The 16,782-nt window shown below is 72.2% G+C and carries 10 protein-coding genes; 4 read left to right on the top strand and 6 right to left on the bottom strand.

The window, feature by feature from the left end:
• Nucleotides 1-6: 6 nt before the first annotated feature.
• Complete coding sequence (locus ACLQ2X_RS04615; RefSeq protein WP_425679672.1) at nucleotides 7-924, top strand: tetratricopeptide repeat protein; 918 nt, start codon at nucleotides 7-9, stop codon at nucleotides 922-924.
• Between the two features lie 73 nt (nucleotides 925-997).
• Nucleotides 998-2,212 (top strand): arginase family protein, encoded by a 1,215-nt coding sequence (locus ACLQ2X_RS04610; protein WP_425679671.1) that lies wholly within the window; start codon nucleotides 998-1,000, stop codon nucleotides 2,210-2,212.
• 9 nt (nucleotides 2,213-2,221) lie between these two features.
• On the opposite strand, the gene ACLQ2X_RS04605 is transcribed toward ACLQ2X_RS04610, so the two are convergent.
• Entirely contained in the window at nucleotides 2,222-4,186 is a 1,965-nt protein-coding gene (locus ACLQ2X_RS04605) for a penicillin-binding transpeptidase domain-containing protein (protein ID WP_425679670.1), read from the bottom strand.
• 288 nt (nucleotides 4,187-4,474) lie between these two features.
• Here ACLQ2X_RS04605 and ACLQ2X_RS04600 point away from each other — a divergent pair, with 288 nt between their 5' ends.
• Nucleotides 4,475-9,532 (top strand): NAD-glutamate dehydrogenase, encoded by a 5,058-nt coding sequence (locus tag ACLQ2X_RS04600; protein ID WP_425679669.1) that lies wholly within the window; start codon nucleotides 4,475-4,477, stop codon nucleotides 9,530-9,532.
• 61 nt (nucleotides 9,533-9,593) lie between these two features.
• Here the strand turns inward: ACLQ2X_RS04600 and ACLQ2X_RS04595 are convergent, their stop codons facing one another.
• Nucleotides 9,594-10,283: a class F sortase gene (locus ACLQ2X_RS04595; RefSeq protein WP_425680008.1), complete on the bottom strand. Its 690-nt coding sequence runs from the start codon at nucleotides 10,281-10,283 to the stop codon at nucleotides 9,594-9,596.
• A 340-nt stretch (nucleotides 10,284-10,623) separates the two neighbouring features.
• Nucleotides 10,624-11,727, bottom strand: a complete 1,104-nt coding sequence (locus ACLQ2X_RS04590) for a hypothetical protein (RefSeq protein ID WP_425679668.1) — start codon at nucleotides 11,725-11,727, stop codon at nucleotides 10,624-10,626.
• A gap of 608 nt (nucleotides 11,728-12,335) precedes the next feature.
• Between ACLQ2X_RS04590 and ACLQ2X_RS04585 the strand changes: the two genes are divergently transcribed.
• Nucleotides 12,336-14,114, top strand: a complete 1,779-nt coding sequence (locus ACLQ2X_RS04585) for a glycoside hydrolase family 6 protein (RefSeq protein ID WP_425679667.1) — start codon at nucleotides 12,336-12,338, stop codon at nucleotides 14,112-14,114.
• A 107-nt stretch (nucleotides 14,115-14,221) separates the two neighbouring features.
• On the opposite strand, the gene ACLQ2X_RS04580 is transcribed toward ACLQ2X_RS04585, so the two are convergent.
• The 3 genes from ACLQ2X_RS04580 to ACLQ2X_RS04570 all read right to left on the bottom strand — a co-directional run bounded on the left by ACLQ2X_RS04580 (nucleotide 14,222) and on the right by ACLQ2X_RS04570 (nucleotide 16,658).
• Nucleotides 14,222-14,593 (bottom strand): hypothetical protein, encoded by a 372-nt coding sequence (locus tag ACLQ2X_RS04580; protein ID WP_425679666.1) that lies wholly within the window; start codon nucleotides 14,591-14,593, stop codon nucleotides 14,222-14,224.
• 72 nt (nucleotides 14,594-14,665) lie between these two features.
• Nucleotides 14,666-14,986: a hypothetical protein gene (locus ACLQ2X_RS04575; RefSeq protein WP_425679665.1), complete on the bottom strand. Its 321-nt coding sequence runs from the start codon at nucleotides 14,984-14,986 to the stop codon at nucleotides 14,666-14,668.
• Between the two features lie 16 nt (nucleotides 14,987-15,002).
• Nucleotides 15,003-16,658, bottom strand: a complete 1,656-nt coding sequence (locus ACLQ2X_RS04570) for a sodium:solute symporter family protein (protein ID WP_425679664.1) — start codon at nucleotides 16,656-16,658, stop codon at nucleotides 15,003-15,005.
• Between the last annotated feature and the right edge of the window lie 124 nt (nucleotides 16,659-16,782).

Raw genomic sequence — 16,782 nt, 5'->3', positions numbered from 1 at the left:
ACAACCATGAGCGACCCACGGATCACCCCGTCGATCTTCACCCGCGGCGCGGTCGACCTCAGCGCGCTGCGCACCCCCGCACCTGCCGACACCCCCTCCGCGACACCGACACCGGCCGGCCCGCCCGCCGGCCTGTCGGGCAGCGCCGCCGGCCCGGACGCCGTGTTCGACGTGACCGAGGCGAACATCCAGTCAGCGGTGCTCGAACGCTCGCTCACCACACCGGTCGTGGTCTTCTTCGGCGCCGCCGGCTACCCGGAGAGCGACCAGTTCGCCCCGGTGCTGGAACGACTCGCCGTCGAGGGCGGGGGAGCGTGGCTGCTGGCCCGGGTCGACGTGCAGCAGCAGCCCCGGCTCGCGCAGATGTTCCAACTCCAGGCGCTGCCCACCACCTACGCCATCGTCGGTGGTCGACCCGTCGACGCCGTGTCCGGCGTGCTGTCCGAGGCGCAGGCGCGGCAGTGGCTGCAAGCCGTGCTCAAGGCGGGCGGGGTCGCCGTCGCCGAGCCGGAGGACCCGCGACTGGACGCCGCCGACGACGCGTTGATGAGCGGCGACCTGGACGCCGCCGAGGCCGCGTACCGCAAGATCCTGGCCGAGTCGCCGGCGGACGCGGCGGCGGAGGCGGGCCTGGCACAGGTCGGGCTGGCCCGCCGGGTGGCCGGCGCGGACCCGCAGGGCGCGCTCGACGCCGCGGCCGCCGCCCCCGACGACGTGGACGCCCAGCTGCTGGCCGCCGACATCGAGGTGCTCAGCGGCCTGGCCGACCAGGCCTACCGGCGTCTGGTCGGACTGGTCCGCCGGACCGCCGGCGACGACCAGGACCGGGTACGCCAGCACCTGCTCGGTCTGTTCACCATCGCCGGTCCGGACGACCCGGCGGTCGCCTCCGCCCGACGCGCCCTGGCCAGCGCCCTGTTCTGAGCACGTCGCACGTCGCACGCCCACGCGGGCCGGCGCACCCGCCGGCCCGCCCGAACACCGAGGACGGGAGCCCATGATGCGCCGGATAGCCGTCCTCGACGCGCCGACCAACCTGGGGTTGCGTCCCCCCACGGCCAGTTCCGTCCCCGGCTGCGGCAAGGCCCCCGGCGCGCTGCGCGACCACGGGCTGCTCGCCCGGCTGCGGGCCCGCGACGCCGGCTGCCTCACCCCACCCCGGTACGACCCGGGTGACTGGCGGCCCGGCGACGGCGTCTGCCACGCCCCGGAGATCGCCGTCTACTCGGCGGCGCTCGCCGACCGGATCGGCGCGATCATCGACCGGGGGGAGTTCCCGCTGCTCCTGGGCGGGGACTGCTCGGTGCTGCTCGGCTCGGCCCTGGCCATGCACCGACTCGGTGAGGCGGTCGGCGGGCGGATCGGTCTGGTCTTCGTCGACGGCCACTCCGACTTCCGGCATCCCGGCAACGCCTCCTACGTCGGCGCCGCCGCCGGGGAGGACCTGGCGTTGGTCACCGGGCGGGGCCAGCCCGACCTGGCGGCCATCGAGGGCCGGCGCCCCTACTTCCGGGACGTCGACGTGGTGGTGCTCGGCATCCGGGCGCAGGACGAATACCGCCTCGACCTCCAGGCCGCCGGCATCACCACCCGGCCGGTGCCGGCGCTGCGCGCCGAGGGCGCCGCGCGGACCGCGCAGTGGGCGCACGAGCAGCTCGTCGACTGCGCCGGCTACTGGGTGCACATCGACGTGGACGTGCTCGACCCGGCCGTGATGCCCGCCGTGGACGCCCCCGACGCCGGCGGCATCGCCTTCGCCGAGTTGGAGATCCTGCTCGCCGGGCTGGTCGACACCCCGCACTGCCTCGGGGTCGAGCTGACCGTGTTCGACCCCGACTACGACCCGGACGGGGCGTACGCGTCGGAGATCGTGAACACGGTGGTGGCCGGGCTCGCCCCGGTCGTCGCCCCCGGCGCGGTGCCGCCCCGGCTGCTTCCGGCCACGCCGGTCGCGCCGGCGCCCCGGGCGGGCGAGGCCCGCACCGAGCGTGCGCCGCTGCCGGCCCCGGCGGCGGTGCCGGCACCCGCGGTCGCGGTGGAGCCGATCGGTCCCGACCCGACCGAGGACGCCGCGGCCGACGGCGACCTGCTGGCCGCCGAGCACTTCACCGCCGACCCGCTGACGCCGGGCCGGCTGCGCCGAGTGCCCACCGGCGCGGACGAGCCGGCGACCGAGCCCGGTGCGGCCCGCTCCGGCATCGACATCGCCTGACGGTACGGCTCAGCGCGGGAGGCCCCGCAGGAACCGCTCGGCGATCGGCGCCGCGACCTTCGAGCCCGCCCCGCCCTGCTCGACGAAGACAGCGAAGGCCACGTCGCCCTGCCAACCGACGAACCAGGCGTGCGTGTGCGCCGGGTTGTTGTCGTATTCGGCGGTGCCGGTCTTGCCGTGCACCGGCTCGCCCGGCACGTCCGCCAGCGCGCTGCCGCTGCCCGAGGTGACCACCCCGCGCATCATCGCCTTCAGTGCCGCCACCGACTCGGCCTTGAGCGCCGCACCGGCGGGTGCGGGCTTGGCCGGCGCCGGGTCGAGCAGCAGTGTGGGCTGCTCCCACTTGCCCCGGGCCACCGCCGCGGTGGCACCCGCCATGGCCAGCGGGCTGACCAGCGTGGTGCCCTGACCGATGGCGGCGGCGGCCTGCTCGGTGGTCGAGCCGTTGGCGGAGACCTTGCCGGTGAACGCGTCTACGCCCAGATCCCACCCGGCTTCCAGACCGAGCGCCCGGCCGGCCTGCGCCAGCCCGTCCGGGCCGAGCTTCGGCGCCAGCGAGACGAAGGCGGTGTTGCAGGACTTGGCGAAGTCGGTGGCGAACGGCACCGCGCCCAGCTCGAAGTTGTCCGAGTTCTTGAACGTCCGACCGTCCACCACGGCCGTCTTCGGGCAGTTCACCATGGCCTGCGGGGTCACCGCCCCCCGGTCGAGCAGGCCCAGCGCGCTGACCATCTTGAACGTGGAGCCGGGTGGCACCTGGGCGGTGAAGGCGAGGTTCTCGCCGGCCGCGCCGGGGCCGTTCGCGGCCGCCAGCACCGTGCCGTCGCTGACCCGCACGGCGACCAGGGCGGAGCGGCGGGTCTGCCCGCGCAACGCCGCGTCGGCCGCGTTCTGGGTGGCCACGTCGAGGGTGGTGCGCACCGGCTGCCCGGCCTTCGGATCGCTGCGGAACAGCTCCGTGCCGGTCGGCTCGGCGGTGCCCGCCGGGGTGGTCCGCTCGGTGATCACGGTGATGCCGGGGACGCCGCGCAGCCGCTCGTCGTAGCGGCCCTGGACGCCCCCATGCCCGACCAGGTCGTCACGGGCGTACCGGTCCGGGTGGGCCTTGAGGTCGTCGGCCTGGGCGGGGTCGACCGAGCCGAGAAGCGCCCGGGCGAACTCCCGGGTCGGGGCGAGTTGGAGCTGGGCGCTGTCGAACCGGGTGCCGGGCAGGTCGTAGATCCGCGGCTTGATCTGCCGGTAGGCCTCCTCGCGCAGCGTCACCACCTCGACCCGCGCGTTCGGGTCCGCATCCTTGAGCCGCTTGGGCAGGTCGGTGAGGTCGACCGGAGGGCTGAGCGCGGGACGGATCGCCTTGAACGCGGCGTCCAGCCGGCGTACCAGCCCTGGCACGTCGGTGACCTCGCCCGGGGCGACCTGCACCCGCACCACCGGGCGCGGCGCGACGATCGGGTTGCCCGCGGCGTCGAGCACCGCGGCCCGCGGCGCGGCCTCCCGGCGCAAGGCGAACCGGTCGCCGGCGGTCAGCTTCTCGTGGACCACTGTCGGCTCCCAGACCACCTGCCACTGGTCCTCGCCGCCGCGCTTGAGGCGTACCGGATTCTCGTAGGCCCAGCGGGTGCCGCCGGGCAGCGGCCAGGTCAGCCGGACCCGGGCGGTGGTGACGTCACCGGCGGTGGTGATGTCACCGGTGCGCTCCAGTGTCGGCGCGGTGGCGGACAGCGCCCCGGCGAGCTCCTTGAGCTGCTTCGTCACCTCGGCGGCGGGCACCCGCCCGCCGGTCGGCTCGACGAACCCGACGGAGTGCAGGTCGCCGGAGCGCCAGCCCGCGAGGAACGCGTCCACGGCCTGTTCCGGGCCGTCCTCGCCGGAGCAGCCGGTCACCGAGCCCGCCGCCAGCAGGACGGCGGCCAGACCGGCGGTCAGCCGGTGACGGGTGTGACGGCGGGGGCGGACGGGGTACGACACGGGCATGAAGCAGTCCCTCCGGTGCGCAACTGCCCTGCACGCTAGTACGGCAGGTGGCTTCCTGCCGCCCCGCCACGGCCTCCGGCAGCGTCAGAAGCGGGCTGTGGCAGTGTGATGAACATCGCCAGTCCGGGTACTCCGGGGCCGGACGACCACGGACCCGCAACAGGTGAAAGGACAGAGTCCCGATCCGGACGTCCGGCCAGTGGTCCGCCGACGCAGGGACACACCGGCAGGGCCTAGGCTGGGCGGCAGAGTGACCCACAACGCGGTGGGTCGAGGGGAGTGGCACCGATGGACCGGCGTCCGGCGATCAAACCGGGACCCGACCTCCGGCAGGATGACACCGGCCGGGACGACGACAGCTTCGATTCGGCGACCGACGGCGACGGTTACGGCCGTCTTCACACAGGCGTGACCGGGATGACCGGTTCCAGCATCGACACCCTCTACGACCTCGGCCTGCCCGCGCAGGCGCTGGCCGACGAGTCCGAGGACGCCGAGCTGGACGAGCCGGTGCCGAACGCGGAACGGCTGGTCGCCCAGGCGGTCGCGCTGGCCGGCGACGACCACGACGCGGCCACCCTGGTGGACCGCTTCTGGCGGTTCGCGCCGGACGAGGAGCTGATCGGCTTCACCGCCGAGGAGATGCTGGCCGCCGCCCGGGCCCACCGGGACCTGGCCCAGCAGCGGGTGCCGGGTGAGCTGAAGCTGCGCATCCACGAACCGGACGCCGACCAGCACCACACCGTCGTCGAGATCGTCACCGACGACATGCCGTTCCTGGTCGACTCGGTGACCGCGCTGCTGAACGCCCACCACCTCGACGTGCACCTGCTGGTGCACCCGCTGGTCGTGGTGCGGCGCGAACCGCTGGGCCGGCTCGCCGAGGTCTCCGCCGACGTGGAGCCGGACGACGCCATCGCCGGCGACCTGGTCGAGAGCTGGATGCGCATCGAGATCGACCCGGTCCGCGACCCGGGCGCGCGGGAGACGCTGCGCCGCGAGCTGCAACGGGTGCTCACCGACGTGCGGGAGGCCGTCGAGGACTGGCCCAAGATGCGGCAGCGGGCGCTGGCGCTCGCCGACGAACTGGGCGCCGCCCGGACGGCGGACAACCGGCCGCCGGTGCCGGAGAAGGACATCACCGACTCGGTGGAGCTGCTGCGGTGGCTCGCGAACGACCACTTCACGTTCCTCGGCTACCGGGAGTACCGCCTGGTCTCCGCCGACGGGACGCACGGCGGGCAGGCCCTGGAGGCGGTGCTCGGCACCGGGCTGGGCATCCTGCGCTCCGACTCGCCGGAGGCCCGGTCGCTGAACTCGATGACCCCCGAGGCACACGAGAAGGTGCTGGAGAAGCGCCTGCTCATCATCACCAAGGCCAACTCGCGGGCCACCGTGCACCGGTCGGCCTACCTCGACTACATCGGCTTCAAGATCTTCGACGAGGCCGGCGAGGTGATCGGTGAGCGGCGCTTCCTCGGCCTGTTCTCCACCGCCGCCTACCGGACCAGCGTGCAGGAACTGCCGGTGGTGCGGCGCAAGGTCGCCGAGGTGCTGGACCGCTCCGGCCTGAGCCAGCGCAGTCACTCCGGCAAGGATCTGTTGCAGATCCTGGAGACCTACCCGCGCGACGAGCTGTTCCAGATCAAGACCGACGACCTCTACCACGCGGTGATCGGCGTGCTGCGGATGGCCGGTCGCCGGCAGCTGCGGGTGTTCCTGCGCCGCGACGGGTACGGGCGGTTCATCTCCTGCCTGATCTACCTGCCGCGGGACCGGTTCACCACCCAGAACCGGCTGCGCATGCAGGACATCCTGCTGCGCGAGCTCAACGGTGTCGGCGTGGACTACACCACGCGGGTCACCGAGTCGATGCTGGCCCGGGTGCACTTCATCGTGCGTACCGACCCGAACAATCCGCCCGGGGACATCGACGCCGACCTGCTGGCCGAGGAACTGGCCGACGCGACCCGGCTGTGGGACGACGACTACCGGCTGGTGCTGGAGCGCAAGCTCGGCGACGAGCAGGCCAAGCACCTGTTCAGCCGGTACGCCGACGCGTTCCCGGAGGGCTACAAGGACGGGCACACGCCGTACGAGGCGATGAAGGACCTGGCCAAGCTGGAGCTGCTGGAGGAGCCCGGCCAGCTGGAGATGCACCTGTTCCGCAAGCAGGCCTCGCCGCGCCCGTACACCTCCCGGCTCACCGACGAGGCCATGGACGTGCGGTTCAAGGTCTACCGCTACGGCGAGCCGATGATGCTCTCCGCCGTGCTGCCGGTGCTGCACTCGCTCGGCGTGAAGGTGGTCGACGAGCACCCCTACGAGGTGGAACGCGTCGACGGCCGGATCTGGCTCTATGACTTCGGCCTGGAACTGCCGGAGCGTCACCAGGACCTGGCCGAGGTGCGCCCGCACGTGGAGAACGCCTTCGCCGCCGCCTGGCGGGGCGAGGCCGAGGTGGACGGCTTCAACGAGCTGGTGCTGCGGGCCGGGCTCACCTGGCGGCAGGCGGTCGTGCTGCGCGCGTACGCGAAGTACCTGCGGCAGGCCGGCACCGTGTTCTCCCAGGAGTACATGGAGCAGACGTTCATCGCGTACCCGCGGATCGCCGAACTGCTGGTGAAGCTGTTCGAGACCCGGTTCGCCCCCGGCGCGGCCACGCTCGACGAGCGCCGGCAGCGCAGCGGCGAGCTGGTCGAGGCCATCGGCGAGGCGTTGGACGAGGTGGCCAGCCTCGACCAGGACCGCATCCTGCGGTCGTACCTGACGTTGATCCAGGCCACGCTGCGCACCAGCTTCTACCAGAAGCCGGTGGGCGGGCGGCCCAAGCCGTACGTGGCGTTCAAGCTGGACCCGCAGGCCATTCCGGACCTGCCCGCGCCGCGACCCAAGTTCGAGATCTTCGTCTACTCGCCCCGCTTCGAGGGGGTGCACCTGCGGTACGGGCCGGTGGCCCGCGGCGGTCTGCGCTGGTCCGACCGGCGCGAGGACTTCCGCACCGAGGTGCTCGGCCTGGTCAAGGCGCAGATGGTGAAGAACGCGGTGATCGTGCCGGTCGGCGCCAAGGGCGGCTTCGTGCTCAAGCAGAAGCCGGGCGACCGGGACGAGGCGGTGATCTGCTACAAGGAGTTCATCTCCGCGTTGCTCGACGTCACCGACAACATCGTCAGCGGCGAGATCGTGCCGCCGGAGGACGTCGTCCGCCACGACGGCGACGACCCGTACCTGGTGGTGGCCGCCGACAAGGGCACCGCCACGTTCTCCGACATCGCCAACGAGATCTCCGAGGCGAACCGCTTCTGGCTCGGTGACGCGTTCGCCTCCGGCGGCTCGGCCGGCTACGACCACAAGAAGATGGGCATCACCGCCCGGGGCGCCTGGGAGTCGGTGAAGCGGCACTTCCGGGAACTGGGGCACGACACCCAGACCCAGGACTTCACCGTGGTCGGCGTCGGCGACATGTCCGGCGACGTGTTCGGCAACGGGATGCTGCTGTCGGAGCACATCCGGTTGGTGGCCGCGTTCGACCACCGGCACATCTTCCTCGACCCGGACCCGGACGCGGCCACCTCCTTCGCGGAACGCAAGCGGCTGTTCGACCTGCCCCGCTCGTCCTGGGCGGACTACGACGTCGAGCTGATCTCCGACGGTGGTGGCGTGCACCCGCGTACCGCCAAGTCGGTGCCGATCACGCCGCAGGTCCGCGCCGTGCTCGGCCTCGACGAGGACGTCACGCAGCTCAGCCCGCCGGAGCTGATGAAGGCGATCCTCAGCGCGCCGGTCGACCTGTTCTGGAACGGCGGCATCGGCACCTACGTCAAGGCGTCCAGCCAGACCAGCGCCGAGGTGGGGGACAAGTCCAACGACGCCATCCGGGTGGACGGCAAGAACCTGCGTTGCCGGGTGGTCGGCGAGGGCGGCAACCTGGGCTTCACCCAGCAGGGCCGGATCGAGTACGCCTCGACCGGCGGCCGCATCTACACCGACTTCATCGACAACGCGGCCGGGGTGGACTGCTCCGACCACGAGGTCAACATCAAGATCCTGCTCAACACGGCGGTCGCCGACGGGGAACTGGACCGGCCGGAACGCGACGAGCTGTTGGCCGAGATGACCGACGAGATCGCCGAGCTGGTGCTGCGGGACAACTACGACCAGGCGCGGGCGCTCAACAACTCGCAGGCCCAGGCCGCGTCGCTGCTCCCGGTGCACCGCCGGATGATCAACGATCTGGAGCGGTCCGGCGCGCTGGTCCGGGCCCTGGAAGGGCTGCCGCCGGACGACGAACTGGCGGTCCGCGTCGAGAGCGGCCTGACCGCGCCGGAATTCGCGGTGCTGCTCGCGTACGTGAAGATCGTGCTGGAGCGGGAGATCGTCGGCGAGGGCCTGGCGGACGAGGAGTGGACGACCGACATCCTGGTCAACTACTTCCCGACGCCGCTGCGGCAGCGCTTCGCCGACCGGATGGGCCGGCACCGCCTGCGCCGGGACATCGTCACCACCGTGCTTGTCAACGAGGCGATCAACCGGGGCGGCATCTCGTTCGTCTTCCGGGTCGTCGAGGAGACGGCCGCGTCCGCGGCGGACGTGCTGCGGGCGTACGTGGTGGTCCGCGAGGTCTTCGGGCTGCGCGACCTGTGGGACGCGGTCGAGGCGTTGGACAACAAGGTCTCGCCGGAGTTGCAGACCGCCGTCTACCTGGACACCCGGCGGCTGCTCGACCGCGCGGTGCGCTGGCTGGTCACCAACCGGCGGTCCCCGCTGGACGTGCCGGCCGAGATCGAGCGGCTGCGCGGCGGGGTCGCCCGGCTGCTGCCCGACCTGGAGGACCGCTTCTGGGGCACCGAACGGGAGGCCATCGCCGAGCACATGGGGGAGTTGACCGGCAAGGGGCTGCCGCGCGACCTGGCCGAGCAGGCGACCCGCCTGATGTACAGCTTCGGTCTGCTGGACATCGTCGAGACGGCCCAGACGACCGGCCGGAACGTGGACGAGGTGGCCTCGGTCTACTTCGTCCTCTCCGACCGGTTCCGGGTGGACTCACTGCTGTCGAAGATCTCCCTGCTGCCCCGGGAGGACCGCTGGCAGACCCTGGCCCGGATGGCGCTGCGCTACGACCTGTACGCCGCGCTGGCCGCGCTCACCGGGGAGGTGCTCGCCTCCACGCCGGCCAGCGTGTCACCTGTGGAACGGGTGCAGGAGTGGGAGCAGGCGAACGCCACCTCCATCCACCGGGCGCACCGGGCGATGGGGGAGTTCGACGAGTCCCGCGCCGACCTGTCCGCGTTGTCGGTGCTGCTGCGCCAGATCCGTACCCTGGTCCGGACCTCGGCGGCGGCCTGACGGTTGTCGCTCGCACGTGGCCCGGTGGTCGAGCGACCACCGGGCCACGGCCGTTTCGGGTCTAGCCGACCATGCGAGCGTAGACCACGATGTTGTTCAGGTAGCTGCCCGCGGCCCGGTCGAACACCCCACCGCAGGTCACCACCCGCAGCGCCGGGGCCGCCGCCGGGCCGTAGACCCGCTCGGCGGGAAAGGCGGTCTTCGGGTACGACCGCACTTCGTCGACCCGGAACGTGGCGGTCGAGCCGTCCTGCCGGGTGACCGAGATCGTGTCGCCGGGCAGCAGCGCGCCCAGGTTGAAGAACACCGCCGGGCCGAGCCGGGCGGAGTCGACGTGTCCCACGACCACGGCGTTGCCGACCTCGCCCGGGCTGGCGCCCGGCGAGTACCAGCCCGCCTTCATGGCCTGTTCCAGCGGCGGCACCTGGACCGTGCCGTCCGGGTTGGTGCCGAGCGACATGATCTCCGCGTTGACCCCGATGCGGGGAATCGAGATGGTGGTCGGCGTCGACCGGGGCAGCGCCGCCGGTCCGCCCGGCGTGGCGGGGACGGCCCCGGTTACCGGTCCCGGCCCTGCCCCCGGTGCGCCCGGCGCGGCGGCCGGACCGGGACCGGCCGGCGAGGCGCCGGCAGCGCCCGGCAGCGCCGGCGTGCCCGGTCCTGGCGTGCTCGGTCCTGGTGCGGGCGCACCAGGTGTGCCGGGGCCGGCGGGTGGCGGTGTGCCCACCGGGGCTCCGCCGCCCGGCACGATCGGTGTGCCCGGGACGCCCGGCGTGGTCGGTGGACCGCCGGGGGCTGCGGTGGCCGGTGGCCCCGGCAGTGCCGGAAGCGCGCTGTCCGGCGGCAACCAGTCACCGGCGCCCGGCGTCAGGTCCAGACCGCCGCCCGGCGCAGGCAGACCGGTGTCCCCGTCCAGGCCCGAGGTGGCCGGGCCCGCCTGCGCGATCGGCTGCGGCGGGGTCAGCGGTGCGGCGGGCCGCAGGGACGCGCCGACCATGCCGGCGCCCACCATGGCGAGCAGGACGGCGACGGCCGCGCCGGCGGCACGCCACGGTTTCCCGTGACGGCCGCCGGCCGCGGTCGTCGTCCGATCAGACCGAACCATTGGCCCGCCGCCGGCGCAGCAGCACCAGGCCGCCCAACGCGGCGACACCGATCATGCCCGCACCGCCGGTGGCGAGGCCACGGTCCACGCCGGTGGGGCTCATGCCGCCGTCGCCGCCGTCCACCCCACCGTGCGGCAGGACCACCAGCTCACCCTCGCCGCAGGTGCCCTGCAACTCGTACCGGCCCGGCCGGGCGTCCTTGGAGACGGTGGCCTCGCCGTAGTAGACGAAGTCCTTCCCCTGCTCCCAGCCGCCTTCCTCGTGACCCGGCCGGTCCGGAGGGTACTTCCCGCCCCGGTCCTTACCGTCCCGGTCGTCCTGACCGGGCGCCGGCGGCGGTCCGCCCTTGCCGTCCTTGCCGTTCTTGCCGTGGTTGTCGTCCTGCCAGGACGCGGACGGCTTCCCGCCCTTGTCCTCCCGAGCCGGGCCCGGCCCGGCGTCCTTGCCGCCAGGGCCGTGGGCGTCCTTGCCGTCCGGGCCGTGGGCCTGTTTGCCGTCCGGGCCGTGGGCCTGTTTGCCGTCCGGGCCGTGGGTGTCCTTGGCCCATTCGGAGGCGTCCCGCTGCTGCTTGTCCCAGCTCGGCTCGGCGGGCATGCCAGCCGGCTTGCCACCGGGCTGCGGTTGTCCGCCCGGCTGGGGCCGGCCGGGCGGCTGGTCGGCGGGCGGCTGCGGCATACCGCTACCGCCGGGGCCGTTGCCCTCGGGGCCCTTGCTGCCGGGGCCCTTGCCGTCCGGGCCGTGGCCGTCCTTGCCATCGGGGCCGTGCCCGTCCTTGCCGTCGGGGGCCTGGTCGGCACCCCAGCCCCCGGCGCCCTGGTCGGAGTCGGCCCAGTCGCCGTGTCCGCCGTCGCGGGCCGGGCGCAGGTCCACCTTTCCGGTCACCTTCGACCAGACGGTGGCGTGCTCCTGCGGCTGCGCGCAGACGGCGAGCAGGTCGACGGTCTCGCCCGCCTTGACCGCGTACGGCTTTGCGATGATCTTTCCCTCGTCGTGTCCGCCCGCGTAGGCCATACCCGGGGTGAACACGAGAAGGCCCGCGCCGCCGAGGGCGGCGCCCGCGACGACCTTCCCGAGCATCTTCTTAGCCATGACCAGCGTCTCCATCCCTGTTTGTCCAGAGCCCGACGTCAGTCGAGCTACGGCTGACGTTAGACCTTTTCGTGACTTATCCGGGGAAAGATTCACTTTTAGGGGTTTGTCGATGTGAGGACGCCCACGCGTGGTCGCCGCCCGATCGGCGGCGTTCGGCCCCGCCGTGACCGTTGGCCCCGCTCGTCCGAGGCGTGCCCGGCCGCCGCCGCTCGGGCCCGCTCCGGCACCGCTGGGCAGATCGCGACGGGCTGCCGTGGTCGCCAACGGCACCTCTGTCCGCTCCCGGCGGGCGAAGGCGGGCTAGGGTGGGGCGGGCATCGCATTGAGCCATTGCCATGGAAGCGCTCCCATGCAAGAATCGCTGCACGTGGTTCGGGGAGCCACACCGCGAGCTCCGACGTCGAGGGCAGCCGGTTATTCCGGCCGGCGTCCGGCTCAATCGACCGGTCCTGCGGACCGGTCGGCACCACCACCCCCCACGCCCGTCCGGGTCGGGCGTCCCCCGAAGTGACCCGTGGCGCGCACGGTCGTTCCCGCAGGACGATCGCCGCCGCCATTGCGCCGGGCCGTACGCGGATCCGGTCTCGCCCAAGGAGATCAGTGGTATGAATCTGTGGAGAAGGCTGTCCGGCCGGAACCGGACGCTCGCGCTAGCCGGCGCCGGCGTCATGGTGGCCGGTGGACTGGTGACCCTCCCGGTCACCGCGGCGCAGGCCGCCACCCAGTGCAGCGTGGAATACACCAGCAACGACTGGCCCGGTGGCTTCACCGCCTCGGTGACCATCAAGAACCTCGGCGACCCGCTCAGTTCGTGGAACCTCGGTTTCACCTTCCCGAACAGCTCGCAGCGGGTGGTGAACGGCTGGTCGGCCCGCTGGACGCAGAGCGGCCAGAACGTCACCGCGCAGAACGAGGCCTACAACGGGTCGCTGGGCACCGGTGCCAGCACCACCCTCGGTTTCAACGGCTCCTGGAGCGGCAGCAACCCGAAGCCGACCCAGTTCACCCTCAACGGCACGGTCTGCAACGGCGGCAGCACGCCGACCTCCCCGCCGCCCCCGACCATCCCGGCGACCACCCCGCCGCCGGCGACCACCCCGCCGCCCGTGACCCCCCCGCCGCCCGGCCAGAAGGTCGACAACCCGTACGCCGGGGTGAAGGGGTACGTGAACCCGGAGTGGAAGGCGAAGGCGGAGTCGGTATCCGGCGGCAGCCGGGTGTCGAACAACCCGACCGCCGTCTGGCTCGACCGGATCGCCGCCATCAACGGCACCCCGGACAGCAGCTCCAACGGCGCGATGGGGGTCCGTGACCACCTGGACGCCGCGCTCGCCCAGGGCGCCGGCTACATCCAGTTCGTCATCTACAACCTGCCCGGCCGGGACTGCTCCGCGCTCGCCTCCAACGGCGAGCTGGGCCCGGACGAGCTGCCCCGCTACAAGGCCGAGTACATCGACCCGATCGCCGCGATCCAGGGCGACGCGAAGTACCGGAGCCTGCGCATCGTCAACATCATCGAGATCGACTCGCTGCCCAACCTGGTGACCAACACCTCGGGCAACGCGGGCGGCACCGTGATGTGTGACACCGTCAAGGCCAACGGCGCCTACGTCAACGGTGTCGGCTACGCGCTGGCGAAGCTGGGCGCGATCGGCAACGTCTACAACTACATCGACGCCGCCCACCACGGGTGGATCGGCTGGGACAGCAACTTCGGCCCGGTCGCCGACCAGCTCAAGGCCGCCGCCGTGGCGTCCGGCAGCACGGTCGCCAACGTGCAGGGCTTCATCGTCAACACCGCCAACTACTCCGCGCTCAAGGAGCCGTACGTCAAGGTCACCGACTCGGTGAACGGTCAGACGGTGCGGCAGTCCAAGTGGATCGACTGGAACCAGTACGTCGACGAGCTGTCGTTCGCCCAGGCATTCCGACAGAAGCTGGTCTCGGTCGGCTTCGACAGCAACATCGGCATGCTGATCGACACCTCCCGCAACGGCTGGGGCGGGACCGCCCGGCCCACCGGCCCGGGCCCGTCGACGAGCGTGGACGCGTACGTCGACGGTGGTCGGGTCGACCGCCGCTTCCACACCGGCAACTGGTGCAACCAGGCCGGCGCGGGTCTCGGCGAGCGGCCGAGGGCCAACCCGGAGACCGGCATCGACGCGTACGTCTGGGTGAAGCCCCCGGGTGAGTCGGACGGCTCCAGCACCGAGATCCCGAACGAGGAGGGCAAGGGCTTCGACCGGATGTGCGACCCGACGTACACCGGCAACGCCCGCAACGGCAACAACATGTCCGGCGCCCTGCCGAACGCGCCGATCTCCGGCGCGTGGTTCGCGGCCCAGTTCCAGCAGCTGATGCAGAACGCGTACCCGGCGCTCTGAGCCGCGGCTGAACCACCCGCCGCGACGGGAGTGAGGCACCGCCGCGCGGGTTCCCCGGGCCCCTGGTCGACGCCCACGTCGACCAGGGGCCCTCGGGCGTGCGGGGGTCAGGGAACGGTGCGCTCGATCGCCGCCCGGCCCAACTCGGCCAGGTCGCGGCGGGCCCGTTCGAGGTTCTCCGGCGTCACGTCCTGACCCCGGGCCATCACCAGGTCCTCCGGTTCCCAGGGCTGCTCGGCCCCGGTGCGGATGTGGTCCCCGGCGGCGCCGGTTCCGGTGCCGGTGGCGCCGGTCCCGGCCGCGTACGGGTCGCCGACGAGATTCGGCGAGCCGGTGTCGGGCACGGCGCCGTCGGGCTCGGTGAAGACCGGGTTGTCCGGGTCGGCACCGCCGTTGCGCAACTGGGGCACCGTGCTCTCGTCCTCCACCGCCGCGGCCACCTCGGGGGTCTCCTCCAGCGGACGGTCACGACCGGTCATGTTGCTCCCCTCCCGTGGCGTGTGCGTGATCCCCGCGGCCTACCCGGTGCCGGGCGCACCATGCGGGACGGCTCAGGACACCTCGTCCGGCGGCTCCGTGGCCGCGGTCGGGCGCATCTTCTGCCACAGCAGCATGAGCAAGCCGAAGATCAGCATAAGCGCGCCGGCCCACAGGTTGATCCGCAGGCCCTGCGCCTTGTCGATCTCGGCAGACGAGTCGAAGAGCCCCATCAGGCCGACGATCAACCCGTACGCGACGAACAGGCCACCGATCACCCGGCGGATGTCGAACAGCCGGGCCGCGGCCGACCGGGCCCGCCGGGCGTCCTCGGTCTCGTCGACGAGCGGGTCGTGGGCCTCGCCGGGTTGGTAGCGGTCGGCGTCGTCTGCCATTGCGCGGGTCCCTTCCTCAGAAGACCGGGATGTAGAACAGGGCGGCGAGGACCACGGCGACCACGCCGAGCAGCACCGGGGAGCGGTACCAGGCGGCGTCGCCGGCCAGCGAGTCGTCGACGAGCGTGGTGTCGGCGAGGCCGTACACCAGGCCGGTCAGCTCGCTGTCGGGCTTCGGCCGGGTCAGCGGCGTGACGATCACGGCCACCACGGCGGCCGTGGCGAACGCCAGGCCGGCGCCCCAGAAGCTCTCCTCCAGGTCCGAGTTGAAGCTGAGCACGCCGCCCTTGTAGAGCAGGTAGGTGGCGGTGGCCACCGCGGTGCCGGACAGCAGTGACCAGAAGCCGGCCAGCGGGGTCATCCGCCGCCAGAACATGCCGATGATGAACGTGCCGAACAGGGGCGCGTTGAAGACCGAGAAGAGGGCCTGGATGTAGTTCATGATGTTGCTGAAGCCGGCCGCGATGAACGCCGTGCCGATGCCGACGACGACCGCGAGGACGGTGGCGATCCGCCCCACCGTCACGTAGTGCTCGTCCGGCTCGTCCGGCCGGAAGTACGCCTGCCAGATGTCGTAGGTGAACACGGTGTTGAACCCGCTGACGTTGGCCGCCATGCCGGCCATGAACGACGCCACCAGGCCGGTCACCGCGACGCCCAGCACGCCGTTGGGCAGCAGGTCGCGCATGAGCAGCGGGATGGCGTTGTTGTAGACCATGGCGCCCTCCTCGGCGCCCAGGCCCTTCACCGTGATCAGCGCGATCAGGCCAGGGATCACGGTAACCACCGGAATGAGCAGCTTCGGGTACGCGGCGATGATCGGGGTACGCCTGGCGGCGCTCATGTTGCGTGCCGACAGGGCCCGCTGCACCTCGGCGAAGTTGGTCGTCCAGTAGCCGAAGGAGAGCACGAAACCGAGGCCGAACACGATGCCCAGCCAGTGCGCGCCGAGCGGGTTGTCGGTGCTGCCGGTGCCCTGCCAGGCGTGCAGGCCGGCCTCGCCGAGGCGGGACTCGCGTACCGCGTCCATCAGGCCGTTCACGCCACCGACCTTGACCAGGCCGATCACGGTGATCGGCACCAGACCGGCGATGATCACGAAGAACTGGAGCACCTCGTTGTAGATTGCGCCGGAGAGCCCGCCGATGGTGATGTACGCCAGCACGATCACCGCGCCGACCACGATCGCGAACCAGAGCGGCCAGCCCAGCAGCGCCTGCATGATCAGGGCCAGCGCGTAGAGGTTTACGCCCGCGATGAGGACCTGCGCGACCGCGAAGCTGATCGCGTTGAGCAGGTGCGTGGGGCGGTTGAAGCGCAGTCGCAGGTATTCGGGGACGCTGCGGACCTTCGAACCGTAGTAGAACGGCATCATCACGATGCCGAGGAAGACCATCGCCGGCACCGCGCCGATCCAGTAGTAGTGGACCGTCATGATCCCGTACTGGGCGCCGTTGGCGGCCATGCCGATGATCTCCAGCGCGCCCAGGTTGGCCGAGACGAACGCCAGGCCGGTGACCCAGGCGGGCAGCGAGCGCCCGGACAGGAAGAAGTCGACGCTGGTCCGGATCGCCCGGCGGGCGGCGAAACCGACCCCAAGCACCGTGACGAAGTAGAGCGCCAGGATCAGGTAGTCCAGGACGTTCATGTCCAACCGCAGGCCGCCGCCCATGCCCGTGCCTCCTCGCCCGGTACCGCTGCCGGCGCCTACCCCGATCGCGAACTTTCATGCCTGCTGTTCGGGTCGGGACACGAAGGAGCCCCGGCCGGGTTACCGGCCGGGGCTCTGTGGGGGG

The sequence above is a fragment of the Micromonospora sp. DT31 genome (assembly GCF_049841795.1).
Classification (GTDB): Bacteria; Actinomycetota; Actinomycetes; order Mycobacteriales; family Micromonosporaceae; genus Micromonospora.
This window is presented reverse-complemented; position numbering and strand designations above follow the sequence as displayed.

Coding starts and splice junctions, on each gene's coding strand:
- ACLQ2X_RS04590 (WP_425679668.1), bottom strand. CDS start 11,727: ATGGCTAAGAAGATGCTCGGGAAGGTCGTCGCGGGCGCCGCCCTCGGC.
- ACLQ2X_RS04605 (WP_425679670.1), bottom strand. CDS start 4,186: ATGCCCGTGTCGTACCCCGTCCGCCCCCGCCGTCACACCCGTCACCGG.
- ACLQ2X_RS04610 (WP_425679671.1), top strand. CDS start 998: ATGATGCGCCGGATAGCCGTCCTCGACGCGCCGACCAACCTGGGGTTG.
- ACLQ2X_RS04570 (WP_425679664.1), bottom strand. CDS start 16,658: ATGGGCGGCGGCCTGCGGTTGGACATGAACGTCCTGGACTACCTGATC.
- ACLQ2X_RS04580 (WP_425679666.1), bottom strand. CDS start 14,593: ATGACCGGTCGTGACCGTCCGCTGGAGGAGACCCCCGAGGTGGCCGCG.
- ACLQ2X_RS04575 (WP_425679665.1), bottom strand. CDS start 14,986: ATGGCAGACGACGCCGACCGCTACCAACCCGGCGAGGCCCACGACCCG.
- ACLQ2X_RS04600 (WP_425679669.1), top strand. CDS start 4,475: ATGGACCGGCGTCCGGCGATCAAACCGGGACCCGACCTCCGGCAGGAT.
- ACLQ2X_RS04585 (WP_425679667.1), top strand. CDS start 12,336: ATGAATCTGTGGAGAAGGCTGTCCGGCCGGAACCGGACGCTCGCGCTA.
- ACLQ2X_RS04615 (WP_425679672.1), top strand. CDS start 7: ATGAGCGACCCACGGATCACCCCGTCGATCTTCACCCGCGGCGCGGTC.